The following is a 25,870-nucleotide window of genomic DNA, read 5'->3' as shown; positions in this document are numbered from 1 at the left end:
CGCCTTATGGGTCGCCCTCGGCCGTCCTACTTTGACTCTGTGACCAGATTTCAAATCTGGTCACAGAGTCAGAAGGATCAGCGGAATCAAGCGGAACCAGATGGTCAGCAGTGCCAGGGGAACCGGAGGGCGAGCGGGTGGAGCGTGGGGAGCGGATTCTGGAGGCGGCGGGGGAGCTGCTGGTCGCGTGGGGGTACCGACGCGTCACCATCGACGAGATCGCCCGTCGCGCCCGGGTCGGCAAGGGCACGGTCTACCTGCACTGGAAGACCAAGGACGCGCTCTTCCTGGCCGTCGTCCTGCGCTCCAAACTCCGCAGCCACCGGTCCCAGCTGGCCCGCATGCGCAGCGACCCGCTGGCCGTCCTGCCGAGCCGGATGATGAGCGGGGCCTACCTGGACTTCCTGGCCGACCCCGTACTGCGCGCCCTGTACCACGACGACGCCGATATCCTCGGCCGGTTCACCGACATCGCCAAGAAGGAGCTCGCCGAACTCTCCGCGTACAGCAACGAGGTGGTGCGGCACTACCTCGAAGTGCTGCGCGCGCACGGACTGGTACGCACGGACATGACCGTCGAGCACCAGCATTACGCCCTGCTGGCCACGGCCTCCGGCTTCTTCCTGTCCGAAGCCCTGCTCCACGACCGGGCCCCGCAGAGCGCGGAGGAGCGGTCCACCATTCTCGCCCGTACGGTGCGGGGCGCGCTGGAGACCTCGGCCGACCCCGACCCGGACACCGGCCCGGCCGCAGCGCGCACCCGCGCGGCCGCGGCCGCCGCCGCGCCGGACATCATCCCCGCCTTCGAGCGCCTGGCGGAGCTCAGCGAGCAGGAGATGCACCGGCAGCTGCGCGAGTGACGTCCGACGCCCCCCCCACGACCTGGAGGAGAACGCACGATGACCGAAGCACCCGCCACCCCGTCCTCACCGCTCGCCGCCCACATAGGCAAGCACCCGGGCGAGCCGAACGTCGCCGACCCGGAGATCCTCGCCGACCCCTTCGGCGGCTACGGCGCGCTCCGTGAGCAGGGGCCCGTCGTCCGCGGCCGGTTCGTGGACGACTCGCCCGTATGGTTCGTGACCCGCTTCGAGGAGGTCCGCGAGGTCCTCCGGGACCAGCGGTTCGTGAACAACCCCGCGGCGGTGCGCGCCGACGGCACGCGCGAGGACCCGCTGACCCGGTGGCTGGACATGCTGGGCATGCCCGAGCACTTCCACGTCTACATGCGCGGCTCCATCCTCAACAACGACGCCCCCGACCACACCCGGCTCCGCCGCCTGGTGTCCCGGGCCTTCACGGCACGCAAGATCAACGACCTGCGGCCGCGGGTCGAGGAGATAGCCGAAGACCTGCTCGCGCGGCTCCCGGAGCACGCCGAGGACGGCGTCGTCGACCTGCTCCCGCACTTCGCCTACCCGCTGCCGATCACGGTCATCTGCGAGCTGGTCGGCATCGCCGAGGAGGACCGCCCGCAGTGGCGCGCCTGGGGCGCCGACCTCGTCACGATGGAGCCGGAGAAGCTGGCCAGGACGTTCCCCGCCATGATCGACCACATCCATGCGCTGGTCGAGGAGCGGCGCGGCGCGCTCACCGACGACCTGCTCAGCGAGCTGATCCGGGCCCATGACGACGACGGCGGCCGGCTCAGCGACGTCGAGCTGGTCACCATGATCCTCACCCTGGTGCTGGCCGGGCACGAGACGACGGCGCACCTCATCACCAACGGCACCGCCGCCCTGCTCACCCACCCCGACCAGCTGGCCCTGTTCAAGAAGGACCCGGCGCTGCTCCCGTCCGCCGTGCACGAGCTGATGCGCTGGGCCGGGCCGGTGCACATGACCCAGCTGCGGTTCGCCGCGGAGGACGCCGAGATCGGCGGCACCACCGTACGCAAGGGGGAGGCCGTGCAACTGCTGCTGGTCGCCGCCAACCGCGACCCCCGCCACTACGCCGACCCGGACCGGCTGGACCTGACCCGGCACCCGGCGGGGAAGGCCGAGAACCACGTCGGCTTCGGCCACGGCATGCACTACTGCCTGGGTGCCTCGCTGGCCCGCCAGGAGGGTGAGGTGGCGTTCGGCCGGCTCTTCGCGCGCTACCCCGGCCTGTCCCTCGCCGTCGACCCCGGCGACCTCCAGCGTGCGGCGGTGCCGGGCAGCTGGCGGCTGACCTCCCTGCCGGTGCGCCTGTAATCGGTGCGTCGAAAACCGTTACGCCTGTAACCGGCGTGCCCGTCACCTCCCACGGGGGACGCCGGCCGCCCGTACCGAACTCCCGTACAGCCGGTGCGTCAGGTACTACTGTGGCGCCTGATGCACCGGGTACCGGGAACGGGGGCGGCCGGCAGATGGTGACGAGCGAATTCGCCGAGTGGACACGGCACTTCACGGCCGAGGCGGAGGGGCGGCGGCGCGCCGGCGATCCCGACTGGGCGCGGGGCGCGCGGGCGCCGGAGGCCGTATGGCGCAGCCTGCAGAAGTTCCAGGTGGGCGAGGACGGCGACGGCGCGAACCTGATCGGCAAGGCCGACGCGGCCGGGGACGCCGACTACGCCGCCGCGGTACGGCTGTTCGTCGCCGAGGAGCAGAACCACGCGCGGCTGCTCGCCCGGCTGCTGGCCGCCGGGGACAGGCCGACCCTCACGACGTGCTGGAGCGACCGGACCTTCGTACGGCTGCGGCGGCTGCTCGGACTCCGTACGGAGCTGCTGGTCCTGATGGTCGCCGAGCTGGTGGCCGTGCCGTACTACCGGGCGGTACGGGACGGCGCCGAGGACCCGCTGGTCTCCGAGGTCGCGGGCCGGATACTGGCCGACGAGCGGCGGCACATACCGTTCCACTGCCGTCGGCTGCACGCCTCGCTCGACGCGCTGCCCGGGCGCCCGCTGCGGGTGCTGACCATGGCGGGCTGGCGCCTGCTGATGCTGGGGGCGACGGCGTTCGTGGCGCTGGACCACGGCGCCGCGCTGCGCCGGCTGGGCGTACGCCGGGTCCGCTTCATCGGCGCGGCGATGGCGGAGACGGGCCCGGTCGTGGCCGCGGTGCTCGACCGGAGCGGGCCGCCGCCCGTACCGCCCGCCGGCCACCGCTCCCCGCTCTCCGGCACCGCCGGGAGAAGCGGGCCGGCCGGCGATTAGGCTGGCGTGATGCAGGAGCAGTACCGCACCCTGGCCGCCGAGGGCGTCCACGAGATCGAGATCAACAAGTCTCGCTTCATCTGCGCGCTCGCGCCGGTGGCGACCGAGGCCGAGGCCCAGGAGTTCATCGCGCGCATCCGCAAGGAACACCCCACAGCCCGGCACCACTGCTTCGCGTACGTCCTCGGCGCCGACGGCGGGATCCAGAAGGCGAGCGACGACGGCGAGCCGGGCGGCACGGCGGGCGTCCCGATGCTGCAGATGCTGGTCCGGCGCGAGATGCGGTACGTGGTCGCCGTCGTCACCCGCTACTTCGGCGGCATCAAGCTCGGCGCCGGCGGACTGATCCGTGCCTACGGCGGCGCGGTCGGGGAGGCCCTGGACACGCTGGGCACGGTCACCCGCCGCCGCTTCCGGCTGGTCACCGTCACCGTCGACCACCAGCGGGCCGGCAAGGTCGAGAACGACCTGCGGGCCACCGGCAGGGACGTCCGGGACGTGCGGTACGCCGAAGCCGTCACCCTTGAGATCGGCCTCCCGGAGAGCGAGCTGCCGGCCTTCCGCGCCTGGCTCGCCGACACCACAGCGGGCTCGGCCACACTGGAACTGGGCGGCGAGGCGTACGGAAGCTAGCCGTACGGAAGCCAGCCGCACGGCGTCGGCCTGATTGAGGCCGGTAGTGCGGGGTAACCGGTCACAGACGGGGCGAGCGATCTTTCTTCGTTCGCTTCGGTTACTTGCTGTGACATGGTTATGGGCTGTGATGTTCGCGCGCGACGCCGTTCACCGGCACGCCCCTGATGCGTGAGGAGGTGCGATGACCAGCACTGATGCACCCAATTCCGGCTATGGGCACCCGCCCGGTTCCGCTCCCCGCGACCCGGGACCGACCCCGCGCGACCCAGAAGATCCCGGGAAGGCGCCCGAGGAGCCGGGTCCCGCGACTCCGGGCCCCGGCGGCCCCGACGCGCCTCCGGAGGAGCAGCCGGACGACCCGCCCGGCACTCCGGCGGTCGAGCCGCCCGACTGACCCACGGGTGAGGTGACGGTGAGCGATCTGGCGCGTGGCAGACACGAGACGGCCGAGGAATGTGCGGACCGGCGGTGGGGAGAGCTGCTCCAGGAGCTGCGCGTCGCCCAGACCGGCGTGCAGATCCTGTTCGGTTTCCTGCTCACCGTCGTCTTCCAGCCCGGCTTCGAGGAGCTCGACAGTCTCGGGCGCGACATCTACGTCGTCACCGTCGTCCTGGGTGCGGCGACGACCGGGGCCCTCATAGGACCGGTCTCGCTGCACCGGCTGGTGACGGGGCGCCGCCTCAAGCCGGAGACCGTCACCTGGGCCTCCCGGCTCACCGTGCTCGGGCTCGTGCTGCTGCTGTGCACGATGGTGTCGGCCATGCTCCTCATCCTGCGCGTCGCGCTGCACGGCACCGGCGCGATGTGGTTGGTCGGCGGCATGCTGGTGTGGTTCGTCCTCTGCTGGTTCGTGCTGCCGATGTACGCGCGGCACAGCGCCGACCGGCACCACGGCACGCGCGAGCCGTGACCGGCACGACGCCCCCGGAGAACCGGCTCACGGCAGCAGTACCGGCGTGAGGTCCGGGTCCTCGAAGCCCTCGTCGTCGAAGGGATGGAGAGGGCGCTCGACGCGGTGGTGGCCCAGGCGGAGCAGGTCCTGGTCGACGCCGCCCGGGGTGAGGGCGAGCAGCCAGTCCGCCGCGATGTCGTGGAGGTAGGGCTCCAGGTAGCCGATCTTGACCACGACCAGGTCGTACGCCGCCGGATCGAGCGTGCCGAAGTCGGCACGGGTGTGGAACGGGGTGCGGCGCTCGGTCAGTACGACGGTGACGCCGCCACGGGTGACGGCCGTGCGGCGGCCGCCCTGCGCGTACGCCGGATTGCCCCGCGGAGCCCCGTCCGGATCCATGGCCGGGCCCCTCCAGCGCGGTGACCGTGCCGGTGAGCGCGTACGGCGCTGCATGCGGGCCGGTGCCCGCGCTGAACCGGCCGCCCACCGACAGGGCCACCTCGGCGCCCACCCCCGCCGCGAAGCACGCGGCGACCGCCTCCGGGTCGGTGATCCCCGGGTGCAACGCGGTGGCCTGGCCGCTCGCGTCGTTCGCGCCGAAGCCGTGCTCGCCCGGCCGCTGCACCCGTACACCCGCGGTCTGCTCGACACGGTCAACGTGCCCGGCCCGCGAGCCGAGCCCACGGCGCCCCCGCTCGGCGGCGAGACCCCCTCGGCCGCCGAGCCGCCCTCCGGCTGCCGGTTCCGCACCCGCTGCCCCCTCGCCCGGGAGGTGTGCGCGACGACCGAGCCGCCGCCCGCCGAGCCGGCGACGCCCGGACACCGCGTGGCCTGCCACTTTCCGCTCTCGGGCGTAGCCTCGGGAGTGGCGGTGCGCTGACCGGCCGGGCGCCGGGCGCGCTCTCCGGCCCCTGCTCCGGTGGTTTCCGACGCGGGGCACCGGGGTGTCGTCCACGTGTGTCCCCGGCGCACAGCTGACACTGTGGGGCGAGTGGATCAGGCCTGGCCCGGGCTCGCGGGCCGCGCGACGGGAGCCCCCGGGGCCGGGGCGGAGCGAAAGGAGTGACGTCCAGCATGGCGTCGACCGAACCTGTGCCAGGAGTTCCGTGCTGGGTCAGCCTGAGCGCGCGCGACCTGAAGGCGGCCGAGGAGTTCTACGGCGCGGTGCTCGGCTGGTCCTTCCGGGCCGGGGCGCTGGGCGAGGAGTTCTCCGTCGCCTACCTGGACGGCAACCCGGTCGCGGGCCTGGGCGAGCTCGCCGGCGCCCTGCACGTGGCCGTCGCCTGGACGCCGTACTTCGCCGTCGCGAGTGCCGACGAGACCGCCGCCCGGATCCGGGAGCGCGGCGGCACGGTCGCCATCGGACCCCGCGCCTTCGGGCCGGGCCGCGCCGCGATCTCCGCCGACCGGGACGGCGCCACCTTCGGAATCTGGGAGGGGCGGGTCCCGGCCGGCTGGTCCGTCGGCCAGGGCAGCGCACCGGCCTGGCTGGAGCTGCGCACCCGTGACGCGTTCGACGCCGCCATCTTCTACGCGGAGGTCCTGCACTGGGCGACCCAGGAGGGCAAGGGCTGTGACGTCGCGTACGAGCAGGAGCGGGTGATCGTGCGGGAGGGCGACCACACGGTGGCCGAGCTGCGCGGGGGAGCCGTCGAGGCGGCGCCCGACCCGCACGTCCGGCCCCGCTGGCACGTCCATTTCTGCGTACCGGACGTGAAGGCGGCCGCCGAGGCCGCCGTCGCCACCGGCGGCGCGGTGGTCTCCCCGCCCGTGGAGACCGAGGGCGGCGGCCACCGCTGCTCGCTGCGCGACCCGGACGGCGGCCTCTTCACGATCACCGAGGGCATCTGATCGCGAGGCCGCCCGGCCGGCGCTACGGGTGCGTCTCCTCCACCAGTACCCGGACCGTGCCGAGCGTGGTGTCCGTGGCGTCGGGGAGGTTCATGCCCGCCTCGATGCCGGTCCGCAGGTAGGTCAGTACCGGCTCGGTGAGCCGCTCACCGGGCAGTGCGGCCGGAATGCCCGGCGGGTACGGGGTCAGCATCTCCGCGGAGATCCGCCCGGCCGCCCGGTCCACCGGTACGTCCTCCGTCGTGCCGAAGAATCCGTCCCGCGGCAGACAGCTCTGCTCCAGCCGGAGCCCGGCCGGCGACGGCACCTCGACCGCGCGCGCCGGGCGCAGCTCCGGCGCTGCCCGGGAGAGGTCGCGCAGCGCGGCGAGCAGCCGGTCGGCCGTGCCGCGGTCGTCGGCGTGCGTGATCTGTGCGCTGATCCGGCGGTGGTCGGAGAGGTGGGCGTCGATGTGGCGGTGGGAGCGCAGCCAGTCCGCCGCCGCGTATCCGGTCGTTCCCAGCCCGCTGACGTCGATGACCACGGGCAGCGGGTCGAAGTCGACGCCGAGCCCGGGGCCGCAGAAGTCGGCGCGGTCGTTCACGTGCAACCCGTCGATCTTCTCGATCTCGGTCCGCACCTCGGCGGCGAGGCCGAGCGCGTGCGTGAGCAGCTCCTTGCCGTGCAGCATCATCTGCCGCCGCCAGCCGTCCATGCCCGCGTAGAGCAGGACCGAGGGGCTGGTCGTACCGAGCAGGTCGGCGCGGGACTTCAGCAGTGCCGGGTCGATCAGGTCGCCGCCCAGGTGGAAGACCGAGCCCTGCTCCAGGCCGCTGCCCATCTTGTGGATGCTGGTCACGCAGACATCGGCGCCCGCGTCCATCGCCCACGAGGGCAGGTCGGGGTGGAAGGGCAGGTGTGCGCCCCACGCCTCGTCCACGATCAGCGGTCGGCCCCGGCGGTGGCAGACCTCAGCGATGCCCGCGATGTCGGCGCAGCTGCCGTACGGCGTCGGGCTGGTCACCAGCGCGCCGCGGGCGTCCGGGTGGGCGTCGAGGGCCGCTTCGTACGCCGCCGCCGAGGGCGGGTGCGCGAGGTGCCGGTCCGCGTCCCACTGCGGATCGATCCAGATCGGCTGGACGCCGGAGACGATCAGGCCGGACACCACGGACTTGTGCGCGTCCCGTCCGACGAGCAGCTTCTCGTGCGGCCCCGCGACGGCCAGCATCGCCGCCTTCACCGAGAGGGAGCTGCCGCAGGTGGAGAAGAAGGTGTGCTGGGCGTGCACGGCGTCGGCCATCAGGTCCTCGGCGCGCTCCAGGACCCGGCCCTTGGTGCGCCGGTCGTCCAGGGAGCCGCTGGCCAGCACGTCGCCGTGGAAGACGGCGTCGCCCAGCACCTCGCGCACCTGCGGATCGGCGCCGCGGGCCTGCTTGTGCCCGGGCGGCGTGAAGGAGAGCCGTCCGAGGTCGCGGTAGTCGGCGAGCGCTTCGAGAACCGGGGCCTGCGTGTGATCCTGTGCCATGTGACACGGCTTCCCGCAGGTCGGCGCGGTCAATCCGGACATATGCGCCAGGTGGCGTCGGAAGTGTCACCCGTGTCGGCGCACCGCAGTGCGGCCGTCAGGTGCGGCTCCAGGAGCCCAGCACCATGAGCGTCTTGGTGCCGGTGACCCGGCCCGCGCTGCGCAGGCCGTCGATGACCTGCTGGAGGTGGGCGATGTCGCGGACCCGTACCTGGATGAGCGCGTCCGGGTCGCCGGCGATGGTGAAGACGGCCTGCACCTCGGGAACGTTGTAGGCCGACCGCACGATCTCGTTGACCCGGGTCGTCCCCGCGTACCGCAGTTCCACGAACGCCTCGATGCCCCAGCCGAGCTTGCTCTGGTCGATCTGCGCGGCGAAGCCGGTGATCACCCCGATGTCCTTCAGCCGGTCCACGCGCCGCTTGACCGCGGCCACCGACAGGCCCACCTCGGTGGACATCTCGGAGAACGTGCGGCGGCCGTCCTCGCGTAGCAGGCGCAGCAGGCGGTGATCGATGTCGTCGACCTCAGGCATGCAAAGGAATGTACGTCGACTGGCCCTGTACGTAAATACTTTGCGCCTTGCCGCGGATTTCCAGCCGGATGCTTGTGCGTTCCGCTTCCCGTTGCTGTGCTGTGTGCCGTTCGTCACCACCCCCCCCCACCCCAAGATCCTTCCCAACCTGTCGAGGAGGCTTGCGTGAGCACCCCACCCGTCGCGGTGTCGCTCGACGACAAGTACACGGCCACCGACGGCCGCGCGCTGATCTCGGGCGTCCAGGCCCTGGTACGGCTGACGCTGGAGCAGCGCCGGCTGGACGAGGCCCGCGGGCTCGACACGCGGGCCTTCGTGAGCGGCTACCAGGGATCGCCGCTGGGCGGTGTCGACATGGAGATGGGCCGCGCCGCCCGCTTCCTCGACGACGCCGGCGTGGTCTTCCGGGCGGGGGTCAACGAGGAGCTGGCCGCCACGGCGGTGGCCGGCACCCAGATGCTCGCCCAGGTGCCGGGGCGCCGGCACGCCGGCGTGACCGGCTACTGGTACGGCAAGAACCCCGGCCTGGACCGCGCGGCCGACGCCATCCGGCACGGCAACCTCGCCGGCACCGCACCCCTCGGCGGAGCCGTCGCCTGGATCGGTGACGACCCGGGCTGCAAGTCCTCCACCGTGCCCAGCTCCTGCGAGCGGATGTGCCAGAGCCTGGCGATGCCCGTGCTGGCGCCCGGATCGGTCGCGGAGATCATCGAGTTCGGGCTGCACGCCGTCGCGCTGTCCCGCGCCACCGGCCTGTGGACCGGCCTGAAGATCGTCGCCGATATCGCCGACGCCTCGGCGACCGTGGACTTCGAAGCGCTGCGCCACGGCATTCCGGAGCCGTCCGGCACCGGACGCGCCGCGTCGCCCGCCCTCGTCGGCCCCGCCGCGCTGGACGCCGAGCACGACATGCTCACCCGCCGCCTCGACCTCGCCCGCGCGTACGCCCGTACCGCCGGACTCAACAAGGTCGCCTTCAGTGCCCGCCGCGCCACCCTCGGCATCCTCGCCTCCGGCACCTCCTACGCCGTCGTCCAGCGCGCCCTGGACGACCTCGGCCTGGACGAGGCCGCGATGGAGGAGCTGGGTCTCCGGATCATCCGCATCGGCATGCCCTTCCCCGTCGCCGACGAGGACCTGGTGGCCATGACCGGCGACCTGGAGCAGGTCCTCGTGGTCGAGGACAAGGTGCCGTTCCTCGAATCGGCCCTGAAGGAGGCGCTGTACCGGACCACGGACGCGCCCGTCGTCGTCGGCCGCCGCGACGAGACCGGACGCCCGCTGCTCACCGCCCGCTCCACGCTGGGCGCCGAGGACGTCGCCCGCGCACTGGCCCGCCGCATCGGCGCCGACCGGCTGCCCGCGCGGGCGAGCGCGCACCTGGAAGCGCTGGCCCCGGCCCGGCCCGCCCGCATCAATCTGCCCACCGTCGCGGCCCGCACCCCGTACTTCTGCTCGGGCTGCCCGCACAACACCTCCACCCGCACCGCCGACTCCACACTGGTCGGCGTCGGCATCGGCTGCCACGCGATGATCGCGCTGGACGGCGCAGGGCGCGGCACCCAGGTCGGCCTGACCCAGATGGGCGGCGAGGGCGCGCAGTGGATCGGCCTCGCGCCCTTCACCGACGACCCGCACTTCGTGCAGAACCTCGGAGACGGCACGTTCCACCACTCCGGCTCGCTCGCCGTCCGCGCCGCCGTCGCGGCCGGCGTCACCATGACGTACAAGCTGCTCTACAACGACGCCGTCGCCATGACCGGCGGCCAGCGCGCCGAGGGCCGCCTCGACATCCCCGCCGTCATCCGGCTGCTCGCCATCGAGGGCGTGCGCAAGGTCGTCGTCACCACCGCCGAGCCGGGCAGCTACCGCGGCGTGCGGCTGGACCCGATCGCGACCGTGCGGCACCGCGACGAACTCGCCGACGCCGAGCGCGAACTGGCGGCCACCGAAGGCGTCACCGTCCTGCTCCACGACGACCGCTGCGCCGCCGAGGAGCGGCGGCTGCGCAAACGCGGCCAGCTGCCCACCCCGGTGGAGAAGGTCGCGATCAACGAGCGGGTCTGCGAGGGGTGCGGGGACTGCGGCGACAAGTCGACTTGTCTGTCCGTCCAGCCCGTCGAGACCGAGTTCGGCCGCAAGACCCGTATCCACCAGGCTTCCTGCAACACCGACCTCAGCTGCCTCAAGGGCGACTGCCCGTCCTTCCTGCTCGTCGAGCCGGGCCGCAAGGAACCGCGGAAGGTGCCCGAACTGCCGGTCGCGCTGCGCGAACCGGACCGCCGGGTCGGCCCGGACGGCACACTCCTGCGGATGCCCGGCGTCGGCGGCACCGGCGTGGTCACCGTCTCGCAGATCCTGCAGATGGCGGCCCGGCTCGACGGCCTGTACGCGGCCGGGCTGGAGCAGACCGGCCTCGCCCAGAAGGGCGGCCCCGTCCTCAGCGACCTGCGGATCGCCAAGTCGCCGGTGACCGGCGCGCTGCGCGCCTCCCGCGGCACCGCGGACGTACTGGTCGGCTTCGACCTGCTCGGCGCGGCCAACGACACCAACATGGCCGTCGCCCGGGCCGGCCACACCGTCGCCGTCGTCAACACCGCCGTCGTACCGACCGCCGCCATGGTCACCGGACGCGTCGTCCTGCCCGGCCCGCCCGACGACGCCCTGGAGCGCATCGAGTCGGTCACCCGCCGCGAGGACAACCTCTACCTCGACGCGCAGGGCCTGTCCGAAGCCCTCTTCGCCGACCACATGCCCGCCAACATGGTGCTCATCGGCGCCGCCTACCAGCACGGCTGCCTCCCGATGAGCGCGGACGCCGTCGAAAGCGCCATCCGCCTCAACGGCGCCGCCGTGCAGAAGAACCTCGACGCCTTCCGCTGGGGCCGCGCCGCCGTGCTCGACCGCGCCGCCGTCACCGCCGCGCTGGCCGCCCCCGAACGCCCCGCCGTACAGGTCACCCCGACCGCCGCGGCGCTCGCCGGACAGCCCGCCGACGAAGAACTGCGGACCGTGGTCGCCACCCGCACCGCCGACCTCATCGGCTACCAGAACGAGCGGTACGCCCGCCGCTACGCCGAGGACGTCGCCCGCGTCGCGACCCTCGCCGAGGAACGCGGCGGCAGCGAGGCCGGCACCGCCATCGCCGTCGCCTACGCTCGCGGCCTGCACAAGCTCATGGCGTACAAGGACGAGTACGAGGTGGCCCGGCTGCACCTGGACGCCACCGAACAGGACAGGCTGCGCGACGAGTTCGGCGCCGGCTCCAGCGTCTCCGTCCTCCTGCACCCGCCCGTCCTGCGCGCCCTCGGCATGAAGCGCAAGATCCGGCTGCGCCGCACCGCGCCGGCCGCCTTCCGGGCCCTGCGCGCCGGCCGTGTGCTGCGCGGCACCTCGCTCGACCTCTTCGGCTACGCCGAGGTCCGCCGCGTGGAGCGCGCCCTGATCGGCGAGTACCGCCACCTGGTGCGCGGCGCGCTCGCCCACCTCACCCCGGAGAGCACCGACGCCGTACGCGAGGTCGTCGAACTCCCCGACCTGATCCGCGGCTACGAGGACATCAAGTTGGCCCGCGTCGCGGAGTTCCGCGCACGGGCCCGCACCGCACTCGCGGGACTCGGCGCCGGCACCACCAGCGCTCTCAGCACCACCACGGAGGCACGATGACCGTCGACCGGCTGCTGCCGACCCAGGAGGCCGAGGACCTGCTCGGCCTCACCCGCGACATCGCCGACAAGGAACTCGCTCCCCGCGTCGACAAGCACGAACGCGAGGAGCTCTACCCCGAGGGCCTCTTCAGGACCCTGGGCGAGGCCGGACTGCTCGGCCTGCCCTACCCGGAGGAGTACGGCGGCGGAGGCCAGCCGTACGAGGTGTACCTCCAGGTCGTCGAGGAACTGGCGGCCCGCTGGGCGGCCGTCGCGGTGGCCACCAGCGTGCACACCATGTCGGCGTACGCCCTGATGACGTACGGCACCGAGGAGCAGCGCGAGCGCTGGGCGCCGGGGATGCTCGCGGGCGGCCTGGTCGGCGGCTACAGCCTCTCCGAACCGCAGGCCGGCTCGGACGCCGCCGCGCTGACCTGCAAGGCGGTGCGCGATACGGCCGGCTACCGGATCACCGGCAGCAAGGCGTGGATCACCCACGGCGGCAAGGCCGACTTCTACACGCTCTTCGCGCGCACCTCCGCCGGCAGCCGCGGCATCTCCTGCTTCCTCGCACCCGGCGCCACCGAGGGCCTCACCTTCGGCCGCCCCGAGGAGAAGATGGGGCTGCACGCGATCCCGACCACCGCGGCTTACTGGGACGGCGCGCTCATCGACGCCGACCGGCTGCTGGGCAGCGAGGGCCAGGGGCTGCAGATCGCGCTCTCCGCGCTGGATTCCGGACGGCTGGGCATCGCCGCCTGCGCCACCGGCGTCGCGCAGGCGGCCCTGGACGCGGCCGTGGCGTACGCCAACGAGCGCACTGCCTTCGGCCGGAAGATCATCGACCACCAGGGGCTGGGCTTCGTCCTCGCCGACATGGCCGCCGCCGTCGACTCGGCCCGCGCCACCTACCTCGACGCGGCCCGCCGCCGCGACGCGGGCCGCCCGTACAGCCGTCAGGCCAGCGTCGCCAAGCTCATCGCCACCGACGCCGCCATGAAGGTCACCACGGACGCGGTCCAGGTGTACGGCGGCTACGGCTACACCCGCGACTTCCCGGTCGAGCGCTACATGCGTGAAGCGAAGATCATGCAGATCTTCGAAGGCACCAACCAGATCCAGCGCCTGGTGATCAGCAGACAGCTCTCCCGGCCGTGAGCCGCGCTCCCTCCGTCGGCTGACAGCCACGCCCGGTGCAGCACGGAACCGAAGGCCCCGCTCCCGAGCCGGAGCGGGGCCTCGGCGGTCGTGCCCGTGCGGGTGCTGTGGCGCACTGTCCAGTGAGCACACGGGCAGTGATGACATGGACGCTGATGACATGGGCACGCCATCCCAGTACTCTTGCCGATCGCGGAACTGACCAGCAGTCAGAGCAGGCTCAGGGCTGCGACAGCTGAAGAGCGGGGCCTGCTCAACAGAACGGGGGATCAGTTGAGTACCCATGACGAGACGCGCGAGGAGAGCGGTCCACCGCGTCTCCAAGTGCGGTTGCTGACCGCGGCGGGGGCGTGCGGTGCGACGCTGCTGGCGGCGTCACTTGCCGTCGTTCTCAGCGGCGCCAACGAGACGACCATGCCGACCATGCCCAGTCCGTCCGGACTGCCGACGTCCCTACCCAGCTCCTTACCGACCTCGCTGCCGACCGATCTGCCGACCGGCCTTCCCAGCAGTCTTCCGTCGTCGATGCCCACGGATCTGCCCACGGACCTCCCTACGGATCTCCCCACTGACATGCCTACCGGCCTGCCCAGCATGCCGGAACTGCCGGAGCTGTCCGGAGGTGGCTCATGAGGGGCCCGCGTCTCGTGTCGGTACGCGACGATCCCCGGGCGCGGGCACGGGCGTTGCTCATCGCACGCGTCGCCATCGCGTTCTACCTCGTGGAACTGCTGCTCAACCTGACCCGGCCGCATCTGCTGCCCGACGAGCCGGCCCTGTCGATCTTCTACAAGCTGCCCGGGAACTCGGGCTCGCTCGGGCGGCTGCTGTCGATGCCGGAGCTGGTGTTCTGGGTCATGCTCGCGGGCATCGTGGCCGGCGCGGCAGTGCAGGTCTACGCGGCGCTCACCCGCCGCAGCCGTAAGGGCGACAGCGCTGAGGGCGCCAACGGACGGCGGGCGATCACGCTGACCTGGATCACCCTGGGGTGCCTGCTGCTGCCGTTCGGGCTGATCTCCCTGACCGTCCTCGTCGAGTTCTTCCCGATCACCCTGCTGTGCCTGCCCACCACGGCCCTGGTGCTGCTTCTGCTGCGCTCGGTCGTACGGTTCGCGCGGGTGCCCTGGTCTGCGCTGCTGATCGCCTTCGCCTGGGGCGTACTGATCGTCTTCGGGCTCGGCCGTGCCTACACCAGCCTGGGATTCGGCACCGTCTACGGCTATCTGGGCCCGCGCGCGGGGACCGGCCTCGGCGAGTTCACCAAGGGGCTCGACGACACCCTCGCCCTGCTGATCCTGCACCTCGGCATCGTCAACGCACTCATCGTCGCGGCGGGCGTCGCCCTGCTGCTCATGCTGCTGCGGCATCGCGTCACGGACGCGGTGACGGGGCTCCTCCTCGGCGCGGCCGTCGGGCTCGGCTACTGCTTCGTGGAAAGCGTGCTGATCATCAAGCTGTACGGCTCGTTGGGTGTCTTCATGGGGCCCACCAGCGGCTTCGAGTACTGGATCCGCCAGTCGATCGGCCTGCTCGGCGGGCAGGTGACGTTCGGTGCGTTGGTCGGGGCCGCGCTCGGTGCGGCCGCCGGTGCCCGCAGACGGGGTTTCCTCGTCGGGGCGGGCCTCTTGGCGGCCGTCGGCGGGGCGACGGGGTCCGAGACCCTGTCGGGCTGGCTTTCGGGCCGGCTGGAGGACCAGGTGGAGGTCGGCAGTGCGCTGGACACGCTCGTGGTCTCTCCGTTGCTCTGGCTCCTTCCCCAACTGCCCTTCTTCGCACTGGCCGTGGCGCTCCTCGTGGCCGGGATACGGTCCCGCGCACCCGCGCTGCGAAACGCGGTGGCGGCCGAGACCGCGGCGGCAGGGGCCATCACGGCGGCGGAGGCACCGGTCCTCGTCTCGCCCGTACTGCGGTTCTGGGCGGTGGTGAGCACTTGGCGGGCGTACGGCAGGACCGCGGCACTGGCCCTGCACCGTTTGCAGTCCGCCCAGTTGGAGCTCGCGAGCTGGCGGGCGCAGAACGATCCGGAAACCGGGACCGAGGGGGACGAGTTGAGGGCACGGGTCATGCGGGTCAAGGGCGTACGTGAGGTGAACCCGTGAGCCGTCACGACAGGGTTTCCCGCACCGCGGCACGCCCGCCGCGCCGGATGCGAGTGCGCAGCGCCGCCGTGCGGCTGGCGGTCTGTGCGGTCCTGGCGGCCTGCGCCATGCTGTCGGTCCCGCAGGAGGCGTCCGCCTGTGCCGTCAGCTACGGCTACCGGCCGTCGATGGACATCAACACCCTGCGGGAGCACCGGACCTGCTCGGCCGGAACCTCCACGGCCGGGGTGGCCGGCGTCGCCGTACTGGTACTCGGCGCCCTGGCGGCGGCGGGGGTGGCCGCCTTCCGCAGCGGTGAGCGGCGGATGGGAGCGGGCGAACGGGGCCGGACCGGGCCGCACCCGGCCCTGACCGCCTACCTGGACGCCACGGGCATGGCCCCACCGGAACGGGGGCAGCAGCATGCGCCGTAACGCGCTGCGCCTCGGAGCGCTGTTCACCGCGCTGTTCCTCGCCTGTGCGCCGGCCGTGCTGGACGGCGGGCCGACGGTCGCCGCGGCGCCGTCCCCCGGCTCCGAGCACCACAAACTGTTGGTACCACCGGGCGTGGCACCGACGGACAAGGATCTGGACGGCATCGCCAGGAAGGTGATCCAGGACCCGATGGGGCAGGAGCTGCACCTGGCCGTCGAGCGGTTCCAGCAGCTCCTGATCGCGCCGCCGAACACCTCTGTGGCGTTCTTCGACTTCGGCTGGATGGTGAACAGCCCCGACCTGCCCGGCTGGTTGAAGGACAGCTATCCGCATTTCCTCGGCGAGTTCACGGACCAGGTGAGGTCGCCCAGCACCGCGCCCGCCTGGAAGTATCCGCTGCACGGCCGCATGCTCGACGCCGAGAACTATTTCTACGACGACCTCTTCGAGGAACTCGGCGTGCGCCCCACGGATTCCTACGGAAATGACCAGGTGCTGGCGCTCGCCACGGGCAGCAGGGGCGACAACCGGCACTCCGAGGACGCGATGGACGAGTTCATGTCGCGCACCCTGGACGATGCCCTTCGCCGAACGGCCCGCACGCCGGCCCAGCTGCAGGAGACAGCCGAAATCATCAAGGTGATCAAGGGGCATTCCGGGGCCGGGATCGCAGGCCAGCGGAGTTACTGCAACGTCTGTGCCCTCAAGGTCGGCAAGGCCGGCTACCGATTCCGGAACGAACTCTTCATCGTCAAGTTCGACAAGCGGGGCTCTCCGCAGGCGAAGCTCGCCAACAGTACGCTCAAGCAGCTGCCGGTCAAGCTGGCGAAGGAGTACAAGAAGCAGGACGAGAAGGCCGCGACCGAGGCCGTGAACAAGGTGGGCCTGACGAGTTCCTGCCCGCTCGGCGGCACCGCGCAGACGATGGACCTCGCGGCCCTGTCCAGGTCCGGGCCCTGTGGCGGGGGCAAGAGCGGGCTGGCCGGGGCGCTCTCCTCATCGGACTACGGCGGCGTCGACTTCTCCACCCTGCAATTGCGCTACCTCTCGGACGACGCCGACTCGGGCGTGCGGTACGCATTCTCCGCCAAGGCCGCCGAGAAGGGGCTGGAACAGGATTCCCGCTCGGGCCGCAGTTCGCTCATCGGCAGCATGGCGGACCTGCGCACCTGGCTCGTGCTGAGCCCGGACAAATTCTGGGTGAACCTCAATCCGGCCGAGCCGGACCGCATCATCGACTCCGCGCTCGGCCGGACGAACGCGGGCCGGGCGCTGCTGGAGGCGGACTGGCGGATGAAGCGGACGCAGGGAAAGCTGCTGGACCCCGGGACTTCCTTCGGCGCCGAATACTGGAGAAAACTCGGCGGCTCGGGAGGCCGCAGCTGCTATTCGTCACGGATGTGGATCGTTCCGGGGAAGGTGGAGGTGCGCGAGGACGGTTCCTCGCTCTACGTCCTCAAGGCCGCGCTCGACGTCAAGGCCAAGGCCGAGAAGGTCGCCGGGCTGGGCCGGTCCGGGTGCAACGCGGACCCCGCGGAAACGGCACGCAACGAGCGGCTGGAACAGGAAATGGTGGTGCCGAAGATCGCGAAGGCGGTCAATACGGATCCCGAGTACGCGGCGTTGCGGCAGGCGTTCCTGGCCCGCGTCGTCGCGCAGTGGATCCTCGACCGGCACGCCGCAGGCCACACCACGTCGTTCGACAAACTGATCGGCTCGGGCGACCTGGGGCCCGCCACCCTGGACGGATCGTGGGAGCCGAAGCAGGTGTACTCCGACTACGTGCGCTCCATCAACGAAGGGGATTTCACCTACCAGCGGACGACCCGTGTCGGCAACAAGATCATCACGTACGTCATGCGGACCGGTGGGGTCGACTTCAGCACACTCCGGCCTGACAAGCTCAGCTCGGCGGAGATGGGCCGGCAGGTGCCCCGGCTGCCGCGGACCGTACGGCAGTCCGCCGACCGGCCCACGACGGCGGCGGACGGTTCGGTCTGGCTCGCCGACTCGGCGACGCCACCGCAGATCGGCACCTGGGAGCGGATCCGCGGCTTCCTCGGGGGCACGACCGGCATCCTCGTCGTCGTGGTGGTGGCCCTGGCGATCCTGCTGCTGTTCGTCCGCGACGGCTCGGCCCTGCGCCGCAAGGCCACCGAATGACGGCCGCGGCCGCCCCCGCTCACGGCCCGCCGTGGTGAGCCGTACCGCCGGTGAGCCCGTGGCGTGCGGATGCCCGGCCTACACGCTGCTGACGCTGGGGCCGCCGTAGTCGTGCGGCGGGCCGCCGCGCCATTCGACCCAGGCCGGGTCGTCGAGGAGGGGTTCGGCGTCGGGGAGGCCGCTGCGCCGGAGGAACTCCACGACGTCCATGTCGCTCTGCGCGAGGCCGAGGTTCTCCCCGTCGACGTGCACATGCCGCCCGCCGGCGGGGGAGGGCGGCTGGATGACGATGCGGGTGGTGCTCATGCGTCCACCGTGCCGCCTGCGGAGCGGGCCCGCATCCGAGGGCTCCGCCGGCCGGCCTCCCAGGGCGGCCCGGCCGGCGGCTCCCGAGGGGCGGTGATCATCTGCCCCCGAAGCGTGGATACCGTGCGGACATGGCAGACATGTTCGAAGAAGGGGCGGGTGGTCGCGCATGCTGATCGACGAGCTGCGGCAGGAACTGCCGGACGGACGGCTGGTCGAGGACCCCGAGGTCGCCGCGGGTTTCGTCCACGACGAGGCCGAGTGGGCCCCGCACGGCAGCCCCTGTGCCGTGGTCCGGCCGCGCACCGCGGAGGAAGTGCGCACGATCGTCCGGGCCTGTCTGCGGCACGGCGTCCCGCTCGTCACGCGCGGCGCCGGCACCGGCCTCTCCGGCGGGGCCAACGCCGTCGAGGGGTGCGTCGTGCTCTCCACCGAGCACATGAACGCGATCCACGAGATCGACCCCGTGGAGCGGCTCGCCGTCGTGGGCCCCGGCGTCGTCAACGACGACCTGCGGGCCGCCTGCGCCGAGCACGGCCTCTGGTACCCGCCGGACCCGGCCAGCGCCCCCTGGTCGACCATCGGCGGCAACGTCGCCACCAACGCCGGCGGCCTGTGCTGCGTGAAGTACGGCGTCACCAGGGACTACGTCCTCGGCCTCGAGGTCGTCACCGGCACCGGCGAGCTGGTCCGGCTGGGCCGGCGCACCGCCAAGGGCGTCGCCGGGTACGACCTCGCCGGGCTGATGGTCGGCTCCGAGGGCACGCTCGGCGTGATCACCGAGATCACCGTACGGCTGCGGCCCCTGCGCGAGCCGGAGCGCACGGTCGCCGGGTACTTCTCCTCGGTCGTGGACGCGGGCCGCGCCGTCGCCGCTGTCGGCGCCGCCGGGCTCACGCCCTCGGCGCTGGAGCTGATCGACCGGCACTGCCTGGCCGCCGTCGACAAGTGGAAGAACATGGGCCTGTCCGTCGACGCGGACGTGGTCCTGCTCGGCCGTACGGACGCGCCGGGCCCGGCCGGGGAGCAGGAGGCGGCACGCATGCTGGCCTGCTTCGAGGAGGCGGGCGCCACCTGGGCCGCGCAGTCCACCGACCAGGAGGAGGCCGACGCGCTGTTCGACGCCCGGCGACTGGCCTATCCGGCGCTGGAACGCCTGGGCCCGGTCCTCACCGAGGACGTGTGCGTCCCGAAGGCTGCCGTACCCGAGATGCTCGCCCGGATCGAACGGGCCGCCACCCGGCACGACACCCTCATCGCCAACATCGCGCACGCCGGGGACGGCAACCTCCACCCGCTGCTCATCACCCCGCCCGGCGACTCCGAGGCCCGGGAGCGCGCCCAGGCCGCCTTCCACGAGATCATCGCGGACGCCATCGCCCTCGGCGGCACGGTCACCGGCGAGCACGGCGTCGGCCTCCTCAAGCGCGACGGCCTCGCCCGGGAGCTGCCCGCGCCCGTCATCGACATGCACCATGCGATCAAGAAGGCGCTGGACCCGCAGGGCATCCTCAACCCCGGCAAGGTCGTGCCCGAAAGTGCCCGAGAGGACCACGCGGACTGACCGGAAGGCCCCGACGGCGGACCGTTCGGGCATCCTCGCGCGTGGGGGCGGTCCCCCGTGCCCGTGTGCGGCGGACCAACCTCTACGCTGCTGATCAACCGTTGGTCGCCGCGGTGCGTCGCACAGGGCATGACAGAAGAAGCGAGGGGGACGAACACTTCCATGCAGGGTCTCGAACCCGCGGATCCGCCGGCTATGGGCGGCTATCCGCTGCTGGCCAGGCTCGGTGCGGGCGGCATGGGGCAGGTGTACCTGTCCCGTACGGCATCCGGCCTGCCACTGGCGCTGAAGACGGTCCGCTCCGACCTCGGCGCCGAGCTGGGCTTCGAAGCCCGCTTCGACCGGGAGATCCGCAACAGCGACCGAGTGCGTTCCCCGTGGTCCGTCGCCGTCGTCGACCACAGCACCGCCGGGCAGCGGCCGCAGTGGCTGGCCACCGAGTACGTACCGGCGCCGTCGCTCGGCGACTGGGTCGAGCAGGCGGGCCCGCTCCCCGAGCCGGCGCTGCTGGCCCTGGCCGTCGAACTGTGCGGGGCGCTGCGCGAGGTGCACCACACCGGCCTGGCGCACCGGGACGTCAAGCCCGGCAACGTCCTGCTGGCGGGTGACCATCCGCGGCTGATCGACTTCGGCATCGCCCGCGCCGCCGACGACTCCCGGCACACCCACACCGGCGGCATGATCGGCTCGCCCGGCTTCCTCGCGCCCGAGCAGGCCACCGGAACCGGGACCTCGCTGCCCGCCGACGTGTTCTCGCTGGCCGCCGTGCTGGCCCACGCCGCCACCGGACGCGGCCCCTTCGCCCGGCCCGCGGAGAACGCCTCGGCGCCCGTGCTGCTCTACCGCATCGTCCACGAGGAACCCGACCTCGCCGGCGTGCCCGAGGCGCTCCGGCCGCTGCTGGCGTCCTGCCTGGTCAAGGAGGCGGAGCAGCGGCCGACGGCGAGCGCGCTGGGCGAGTGGCTGGCACGGATCGGCGCCGACGGACACCAGTGGCAGCAGGTGGTTCCCGCCGAGCTGGCCGAGGAGCTGGCCGCCCGTGAGCGGACGCTGCGCAGGCTGGCCGAAGGGCCGACCGCGACGCAGCACGCGCCGGGAGCCGGGGCGCCCGGGTTCGGCCCGCCGCCGACCATGTCCCCGGCCGGCCGGCCTTCCGCCTTCGCCCCGCCTGCCTCCTTCGGGCCGCCCTCCGCCCCGTCCCCGGCCTCCGTGCAGGCACCGGTGGGTACGCAGCCGCCGGGCGCCGTGCAGGCCCCGCACTCCGTTCCGGCGCCGCTGCCCGCGCAGGCGGCGCCGCCGTCCCCGTTCCCGGGCGCCGTGAGCGGAACAGGGCCGGCCGCAGCCCCGCCCGCACGGAAGCAGCTGTCGAACCGCATGCTCGTCGCCGGCATCCTGCTGCTGCTCGTGCTCACGCCGATCATCAGCCGGTCGATGCGGGAACCGCTGTTCTTCCTCGCCCTGTTCGCCCCGTTCGTCCTGGCCGGCTTCCTGATCCGCAGGGCCGTCCTCCGACGCCGGAGACGCGAGGGCCGCTAGCCGTCCTGCCCCGGCCCCGCCTCCGGTCCGTGCGACGAAAACCGAGGTCCGTGGGGAACCGGGGGCCCGGGGGCGCTAGCGTGGTGCCTGCCGTTGACCACCGGCCGCGGGCCGGATACGGGCGCATCACGGGGAGGAAGAGAAACATGCAGGTCGGAGCCGTCTGTTGAGAATCTTGCACACCTCCGACTGGCACCTGGGCCGCTCGTTCCACCGCGTGAACATGCTCGACCACCAGCGTGCCTTCCTCGACCACCTCATCGAGACCGTCCGGGACCACGAGGTCGACGCCGTGGCCGTGGCGGGTGACGTGTACGACCGTGCCGTGCCGCCGCTGGCCGCCGTCGAGCTGTTCGACGACGCGCTGCACCGCCTCGCCGAGCTCGGCGTGCCCACCGTCATGATCTCCGGCAACCACGACTCCGCGCGCCGGCTCGGCGTCGGCGCCCGCCTCATGGCGAAGGCCGGCATCCACCTGCGCACCGACCCGGCCGGCTGCGGCACGCCCGTCGTACTCACCGACGACCACGGCGACGTGGCCTTCTACGGTCTGCCGTACCTCGAACCTGCACTGGTGCGCGACACCCTCGGCGCCGAGAAGGCGCGCCACACCCAGGTGCTGCGCGCGGCCATGGACCGGGTACGGGCCGACCTCGCGGAGCGCCCCGCCGGCACCCGCTCCGTCGTCCTCGCGCACGCCTTCGTCACCGGCGGCGCCTCCAGCGACAGCGAGCGCGACATCACCATCGGCGGCGTCGCCTCCGTACCGGCCGAGGTCTTCGACGGCGTGGACTACGCGGCCCTGGGCCATCTGCACGGCTGCCAGCGGATCACCGACCGGGTGCGGTACTCCGGCTCCCCGCTCGCGTACTCCTTCTCCGAGGTCCACCACCGCAAGTCGATGTGGCTCGTCGACCTGGGCCCGGACGGCACGCCGGAGGCACAGCGGCTGCCGTGCCCCGTGCCGCGTCCGCTCGCCCGGCTCCGCGGCCGGCTGGAAGACCTGCTGGCCGACCCGGACCTCGACCGGCACGAGGAGTCCTGGGTCGAGGCGACCCTCACCGACACGGCGCGCCCGCACGAGCCGATGGCCCGGCTCGCCGAGCGCTTCCCGCACATCCTCGCCCTCGCCTTCGAGCCCGAAGCGCGCGACGGCGGCTCCGGGGTCTCCTACGCGCAGCGGCTGCGCGGCCGTTCCGACCAGGAGATCGCCGAGGACTTCGTGGCCCACGTGCGGCCGGGCCGGGCCGCCGACGCCGCCGAGCGGTCGGTGCTGCGCGCCGCGATCGACGAGGTACGGACGGACGAAGCGGCCAAGGAGTCGGCGTGAAACTGCACAAGCTGACGCTCGCCGCCTTCGGGCCGTTCGGCGGCGCCCAGACCGTCGACTTCGACGCCCTCTCCGGCGCCGGGCTGTTCCTGCTGCACGGCCCGACCGGCGCCGGCAAGACCTCCGTCCTGGACGCGGTCTGCTTCGCGCTGTACGGCTCCGTCCCCGGCGCCCGCCCCGGCGGCCCGTCCCTGCGCAGCGCGCTCGCCGCGGCCGGCACGGCCACCCAGGTCGTCCTGGACCTCACCGTCGGCGGCCGCCGGCTGGAGATCACCCGGCGGCCCGAACAGCCCCGCCCGAAGAAGCGCGGCACGGGCACGACGATGGAGAAGGCGTACAGCGCGCTGCGCGAGTACGACCCGGTGGCGGGGGAGTGGAAGGCGCTCAGCCGTTCCCATCAGGAGATCGGTGAGGAGATCCAGCAGCTGCTCGGCATGAGCAAGGAGCAGTTCTGCCAGGTCGTGCTGTTGCCGCAGGGCGAGTTCGCGAAGTTCCTGCGGGCGGACGCCGAGGCCCGCGCCAAGCTGCTCGGCCGGCTCTTCGACACCCGCCGGTTCGCCGCGCTGGAGGAACGGCTCGCGACGGTGCGCAAGGCGGCCGCCGACCGGGTCACCGCCGCCGACGACCGGCTCCTCGCGCTCGCCCACCGGATGGCACAGGCGGCCGGCGACACCCCGGACCTCACCGACGACTCCGTACCGGCGCCGGGCCGCGCGGAGGAGCCCGCCACCGGCAAGGGCTCCCGTACCCGTACGAAGAAGACCGCGGCGCGTACGCATACCACGCCCGCGCCCGGCGAGCCCGGCTTCGCCGCCACCGTGCTGGCCTGGGCGGCGGTCGCCAGGTCCGGAGCCCGCGAACGGCTGGAGATCGCTTCGGCGGCGGCCGCCACCGCCGAGGGCGCCGCCGACGATGCCGCCCGCGCACTGGAGGACACCCTCGAACGCGCCCGGCTCCAGCAGCGCCACGCCGAGGCCCGCCGCCGGGCCGAAGCCCTCGACGCGCAGGCCGACGACCGCGACCGGGCCCGGCAGCGGCTGGACCGCGCACGCAAGGCCCAGCGCGTCGCCCCCGGCCTCGCGCTGCGCGACGCCGCCTGGCGCGACCATGAGACCGCGCACGCCACGGAACACCGCTGCCGCGGGCTGCTGCGCCCCGACCTCGTGGACGCCGGCGGCGACCAGCTGTCGGATCTCGAACACCACCTCAGAGGCGAACTGGGCTCCCTGGAAGCGGCCCGCCGCGACGAGCGGCGCGCCGCCGACATCGTCACCGAACGCACCGCCCTGGAGCGCGAGGCCCGCGACGACGAGCAGACCCTGCTGGACGCCGCGGACTGGCTGGCCGGCTGGGACGCCACCCGCGCCGCCCACCAGCACCGCATCGACACCGCCCAGGAGGCGGCTGCCCGCGCCGAACAGCTCGGCGCCCGCGTCGAACCCGCCGAGGCCCGGCTGGCCGCAGCGCGCCGCCGCGACCGGGCCACCGCCGAACTGGCCGACGCCGAGCGGGCGGTGCTCCGCGCGCAGGAGGCGGCGAACCAGGCGCACGAGGAGTGGCTGAAGCTCAAGGAAGCCCGGCTGCACGGCATCGCCGCCGAGCTGGCCAAGGACCTCAAGGACGGCGAGCCGTGCGCCGTCTGCGGTGCGACCGGCCATCCGGCCCCCGCCCGCACGACGGCCGGCCACGTGGACCGCGAGCGGGAGGAGGGCGCGTTCGCCGAGTACGAGCGCGCCGTGACCGCCCGGGACCGGGCCGAGCAGACGCGGGGGACCGTCAAGGAGGAGCTGGCCGCCGCGACCGCGGGCGCCGGTGACGCGCCGGTCGCCGACCTCGCCCGGGAACTGGCGGAGCTGCGTACGGAGTACACCGAGGCGCACGCCACCGGCGCCGGGCTGCACGCAGCGCGCGAAGCCCTCGCCCGGGCCGAGCGCGAGTACGAGCAGCGCCGGGCCGAGCAGCAGGCCGCCCAGCAGCGCACCGCGGCGCGTGACTCCCGCCGCGACGCGCTGGACCGCGAGGAGCAGGCCCTGGCCGAGGGGCTGCGCCGGGCGCGCGGGGACAGCGCGAGCGTCGCCGACCGCGCCCACCGCCTGGAGCGGCAGGTCGCCCTGCTCTCCGAGGCGGTCACCGCGGTACGGGCCGCCGAGACCGCCGCCGAACGCCTGAAGGAAGCCGACGCGGCCCTGGCCGACGCCGCGTACAAGGCCGGCTTCGACACCCCGCGGGAGGCCGCCGCCGCCATGCTCGGTGATGACGACTGGCGGCACGTCCAGGGCCAACTGGACGCCTGGCAGGCCGAGGAGACCGCGGTCGCGGCCGAGCTCGCCGACCCGCGCATCGCCGACGCCGCGGCCCTGCCGCCCGCCGACACCGAGCGAGCCCGCGCCGTCTCGGAGACCGCGGCCCGCCGGCTGCGCGAGGCCGCCACCGACCGCGCCACGGCGCACGAGCGCTGCGCCGAGCTGGACCGGCTGTCGGCCCGTGCCGAGTCCGACGCCCGCGAACTGGCCCCGCTGCGCGAGGAGTTCGACCGCGTCGCACGACTCGCCTCCCTCACCGCGGGCACCTCGGCGGAGAACGAACGCAAGATGCGGCTGGAGTCCTACGTCCTCGCCGCCCGCCTCGAACAGGTCGCGGCCGCTGCCAGCGCCCGCCTGACGAAGATGTCGGCGGGCCGCTACACCCTCGTGCACTCCGACGAACGGGCCGGCGGCGCCCGCCGTTCCGGCCTCGGCCTGCATGTCGTCGACGCGTGGACGGGGCAGGAGCGCGACACCGCCGGCCTCTCCGGCGGCGAGACGTTCTTCGCCTCGCTCTCCCTGGCGCTGGGCCTCGCCGACGTGGTCACGGACGAGGCCGGCGGCACCCGCCTGGACACCCTCTTCATCGACGAGGGCTTCGGCAGCCTCGACGAACAGACCCTCGACGAGGTGCTGGACGTACTGGACTCCCTCCGCGAACGGGACCGCAGTGTCGGCATCGTCAGCCACGTCGCCGACCTGCGCCGGCGCATCCCGGCCCAGCTGGAGGTCCTCAAGAACCGGTCGGGTTCGTCCGTACGGCTCCGCGTCGCCGGCGGCACCGGCTGACACC

21 protein-coding genes and 1 pseudogene are annotated in these 25,870 nt (G+C 73.1%); 17 read left to right on the top strand and 5 right to left on the bottom strand.

The window, feature by feature from the left end; all coding sequences use genetic code 11:
• Nucleotides 1-110 precede the first annotated feature (110 nt).
• The 6 genes from ABZ840_RS01635 (at nucleotide 111) to ABZ840_RS01610 (ending at nucleotide 4,685) form a co-directional block, all read left to right on the top strand.
• Complete coding sequence (locus tag ABZ840_RS01635) at nucleotides 111-860, top strand: helix-turn-helix domain-containing protein (protein WP_361551517.1); 750 nt, start codon at nucleotides 111-113, stop codon at nucleotides 858-860.
• Nucleotides 861-899: 39 nt separating this feature from the next.
• Nucleotides 900-2,195: a cytochrome P450 gene (locus ABZ840_RS01630; protein WP_361551514.1), complete on the top strand. Its 1,296-nt coding sequence runs from the start codon at nucleotides 900-902 to the stop codon at nucleotides 2,193-2,195.
• Between the two features lie 155 nt (nucleotides 2,196-2,350).
• Nucleotides 2,351-3,139, top strand: a complete 789-nt coding sequence (locus tag ABZ840_RS01625) for a ferritin-like domain-containing protein (protein ID WP_361551511.1) — start codon at nucleotides 2,351-2,353, stop codon at nucleotides 3,137-3,139.
• Between the two features lie 9 nt (nucleotides 3,140-3,148).
• Nucleotides 3,149-3,772, top strand: coding sequence for a YigZ family protein (locus ABZ840_RS01620; RefSeq protein WP_361551508.1), 624 nt, complete (start codon nucleotides 3,149-3,151; stop codon nucleotides 3,770-3,772).
• Between the two features lie 184 nt (nucleotides 3,773-3,956).
• Entirely contained in the window at nucleotides 3,957-4,169 is a 213-nt protein-coding gene (locus tag ABZ840_RS01615; protein WP_361551505.1) for a hypothetical protein, read from the top strand.
• 18 nt (nucleotides 4,170-4,187) lie between these two features.
• Nucleotides 4,188-4,685, top strand: a complete 498-nt coding sequence (locus ABZ840_RS01610; protein WP_361551502.1) for a DUF6328 family protein — start codon at nucleotides 4,188-4,190, stop codon at nucleotides 4,683-4,685.
• A gap of 27 nt (nucleotides 4,686-4,712) precedes the next feature.
• Here ABZ840_RS01610 and ABZ840_RS01605 read toward each other — a convergent pair whose 3' ends face one another.
• Both ABZ840_RS01605 and ABZ840_RS01600 read right to left on the bottom strand, forming a co-directional pair.
• The gene (locus tag ABZ840_RS01605) at nucleotides 4,713-5,066 is read right to left on the bottom strand and encodes an MlrC C-terminal domain-containing protein (RefSeq protein WP_361551499.1); all 354 of its coding nucleotides are present in this window, start codon (nucleotides 5,064-5,066) and stop codon (nucleotides 4,713-4,715) included.
• 70 nt (nucleotides 5,067-5,136) lie between these two features.
• A pseudogene (locus tag ABZ840_RS01600) lies at nucleotides 5,137-5,292 on the bottom strand (MlrC C-terminal domain-containing protein); the annotation flags it as partial.
• Here ABZ840_RS01600 and ABZ840_RS01595 point away from each other — a divergent pair.
• Nucleotides 5,227-5,547 (top strand): oligopeptide/dipeptide ABC transporter ATP-binding protein, encoded by a 321-nt coding sequence (locus ABZ840_RS01595; protein ID WP_361552337.1) that lies wholly within the window; start codon nucleotides 5,227-5,229, stop codon nucleotides 5,545-5,547. The pseudogene ABZ840_RS01600 and the gene ABZ840_RS01595 sit on opposite strands and share 66 nt — an antisense overlap.
• Nucleotides 5,548-5,741: 194 nt before the next feature.
• The gene (locus ABZ840_RS01590; RefSeq protein WP_361551496.1) at nucleotides 5,742-6,518 is read left to right on the top strand and encodes a VOC family protein; all 777 of its coding nucleotides are present in this window, start codon (nucleotides 5,742-5,744) and stop codon (nucleotides 6,516-6,518) included.
• A gap of 22 nt (nucleotides 6,519-6,540) precedes the next feature.
• Here ABZ840_RS01590 and ABZ840_RS01585 read toward each other — a convergent pair whose 3' ends face one another.
• Entirely contained in the window at nucleotides 6,541-8,022 is a 1,482-nt protein-coding gene (locus tag ABZ840_RS01585) for an ornithine decarboxylase (protein WP_361551493.1), read from the bottom strand.
• A gap of 97 nt (nucleotides 8,023-8,119) precedes the next feature.
• Nucleotides 8,120-8,557, bottom strand: a complete 438-nt coding sequence (locus tag ABZ840_RS01580; protein WP_361551490.1) for an Lrp/AsnC family transcriptional regulator — start codon at nucleotides 8,555-8,557, stop codon at nucleotides 8,120-8,122.
• Nucleotides 8,558-8,722: 165 nt separating this feature from the next.
• Here ABZ840_RS01580 and ABZ840_RS01575 point away from each other — a divergent pair, with 165 nt between their 5' ends.
• The 5 genes from ABZ840_RS01575 to ABZ840_RS01555 all read left to right on the top strand — a co-directional run bounded on the left by ABZ840_RS01575 (nucleotide 8,723) and on the right by ABZ840_RS01555 (nucleotide 18,038).
• Complete coding sequence (locus tag ABZ840_RS01575) at nucleotides 8,723-12,223, top strand: indolepyruvate ferredoxin oxidoreductase family protein (RefSeq protein ID WP_361551487.1); 3,501 nt, start codon at nucleotides 8,723-8,725, stop codon at nucleotides 12,221-12,223.
• Complete coding sequence (locus ABZ840_RS01570) at nucleotides 12,220-13,362, top strand: acyl-CoA dehydrogenase family protein (protein ID WP_361551484.1); 1,143 nt, start codon at nucleotides 12,220-12,222, stop codon at nucleotides 13,360-13,362. The genes ABZ840_RS01575 and ABZ840_RS01570 overlap by 4 nt, the downstream gene beginning before the upstream one ends.
• A 629-nt stretch (nucleotides 13,363-13,991) precedes the next feature.
• Nucleotides 13,992-15,461, top strand: a complete 1,470-nt coding sequence (locus ABZ840_RS01565; RefSeq protein WP_361551481.1) for a PrsW family glutamic-type intramembrane protease — start codon at nucleotides 13,992-13,994, stop codon at nucleotides 15,459-15,461.
• Nucleotides 15,458-15,874: a hypothetical protein gene (locus ABZ840_RS01560; protein WP_361551478.1), complete on the top strand. Its 417-nt coding sequence runs from the start codon at nucleotides 15,458-15,460 to the stop codon at nucleotides 15,872-15,874. Before ABZ840_RS01565 ends, ABZ840_RS01560 begins: the two co-directional genes overlap by 4 nt.
• Nucleotides 15,864-18,038 (top strand): hypothetical protein, encoded by a 2,175-nt coding sequence (locus ABZ840_RS01555; RefSeq protein ID WP_361551475.1) that lies wholly within the window; start codon nucleotides 15,864-15,866, stop codon nucleotides 18,036-18,038. The genes ABZ840_RS01560 and ABZ840_RS01555 overlap by 11 nt, the downstream gene beginning before the upstream one ends.
• Nucleotides 18,039-18,116: 78 nt before the next feature.
• Here ABZ840_RS01555 and ABZ840_RS01550 read toward each other — a convergent pair whose 3' ends face one another.
• A complete protein-coding gene (locus tag ABZ840_RS01550; protein WP_361551472.1) occupies nucleotides 18,117-18,344 on the bottom strand; it encodes a hypothetical protein in 228 nt (75 codons plus the stop codon).
• A gap of 169 nt (nucleotides 18,345-18,513) precedes the next feature.
• Here ABZ840_RS01550 and ABZ840_RS01545 point away from each other — a divergent pair, with 169 nt between their 5' ends.
• From ABZ840_RS01545 to ABZ840_RS01530, 4 genes are all read left to right on the top strand, one after another.
• Nucleotides 18,514-19,908: an FAD-linked oxidase C-terminal domain-containing protein gene (locus ABZ840_RS01545; RefSeq protein ID WP_361551469.1), complete on the top strand. Its 1,395-nt coding sequence runs from the start codon at nucleotides 18,514-18,516 to the stop codon at nucleotides 19,906-19,908.
• A 162-nt stretch (nucleotides 19,909-20,070) separates the two neighbouring features.
• A complete protein-coding gene (locus ABZ840_RS01540) occupies nucleotides 20,071-21,444 on the top strand; it encodes a protein kinase (protein WP_361551466.1) in 1,374 nt (457 codons plus the stop codon).
• A 166-nt stretch (nucleotides 21,445-21,610) separates the two neighbouring features.
• Complete coding sequence (locus ABZ840_RS01535) at nucleotides 21,611-22,774, top strand: exonuclease SbcCD subunit D (protein ID WP_361551463.1); 1,164 nt, start codon at nucleotides 21,611-21,613, stop codon at nucleotides 22,772-22,774.
• Entirely contained in the window at nucleotides 22,771-25,866 is a 3,096-nt protein-coding gene (locus tag ABZ840_RS01530) for an SMC family ATPase (RefSeq protein WP_361551461.1), read from the top strand. Before ABZ840_RS01535 ends, ABZ840_RS01530 begins: the two co-directional genes overlap by 4 nt.
• The last annotated feature ends 4 nt before the right edge of the window (nucleotides 25,867-25,870 follow it).

The sequence above is a fragment of the Streptomyces sp. NPDC047117 genome, from assembly GCF_040643545.1.
Classification (GTDB): domain Bacteria; phylum Actinomycetota; class Actinomycetes; order Streptomycetales; family Streptomycetaceae; genus Streptomyces.
The sequence above is the reverse complement of the archived record's forward strand: the minus strand, read 5'-3'. Positions and strand labels throughout refer to the sequence as shown.

Bases quoted from the DNA above. Each gene is read 5' to 3' on its own strand.
- ABZ840_RS01605 (WP_361551499.1), bottom strand. From the start codon at position 5,066: ATGGATCCGGACGGGGCTCCGCGGGGCAATCCGGCGTACGCGCAGGGC.
- ABZ840_RS01565 (WP_361551481.1), top strand. From the start codon at position 13,992: ATGAGGGGCCCGCGTCTCGTGTCGGTACGCGACGATCCCCGGGCGCGG.
- ABZ840_RS01570 (WP_361551484.1), top strand. From the start codon at position 12,220: ATGACCGTCGACCGGCTGCTGCCGACCCAGGAGGCCGAGGACCTGCTC.
- ABZ840_RS01545 (WP_361551469.1), top strand. From the start codon at position 18,514: ATGCTGATCGACGAGCTGCGGCAGGAACTGCCGGACGGACGGCTGGTC.
- ABZ840_RS01580 (WP_361551490.1), bottom strand. From the start codon at position 8,557: ATGCCTGAGGTCGACGACATCGATCACCGCCTGCTGCGCCTGCTACGC.
- ABZ840_RS01550 (WP_361551472.1), bottom strand. From the start codon at position 18,344: ATGAGCACCACCCGCATCGTCATCCAGCCGCCCTCCCCCGCCGGCGGG.
- ABZ840_RS01615 (WP_361551505.1), top strand. From the start codon at position 3,957: ATGACCAGCACTGATGCACCCAATTCCGGCTATGGGCACCCGCCCGGT.
- ABZ840_RS01585 (WP_361551493.1), bottom strand. From the start codon at position 8,022: ATGGCACAGGATCACACGCAGGCCCCGGTTCTCGAAGCGCTCGCCGAC.
- ABZ840_RS01625 (WP_361551511.1), top strand. From the start codon at position 2,351: ATGGTGACGAGCGAATTCGCCGAGTGGACACGGCACTTCACGGCCGAG.
- ABZ840_RS01590 (WP_361551496.1), top strand. From the start codon at position 5,742: ATGGCGTCGACCGAACCTGTGCCAGGAGTTCCGTGCTGGGTCAGCCTG.
- ABZ840_RS01630 (WP_361551514.1), top strand. From the start codon at position 900: ATGACCGAAGCACCCGCCACCCCGTCCTCACCGCTCGCCGCCCACATA.
- ABZ840_RS01555 (WP_361551475.1), top strand. From the start codon at position 15,864: ATGCGCCGTAACGCGCTGCGCCTCGGAGCGCTGTTCACCGCGCTGTTC.
- ABZ840_RS01620 (WP_361551508.1), top strand. From the start codon at position 3,149: ATGCAGGAGCAGTACCGCACCCTGGCCGCCGAGGGCGTCCACGAGATC.
- ABZ840_RS01540 (WP_361551466.1), top strand. From the start codon at position 20,071: ATGCAGGGTCTCGAACCCGCGGATCCGCCGGCTATGGGCGGCTATCCG.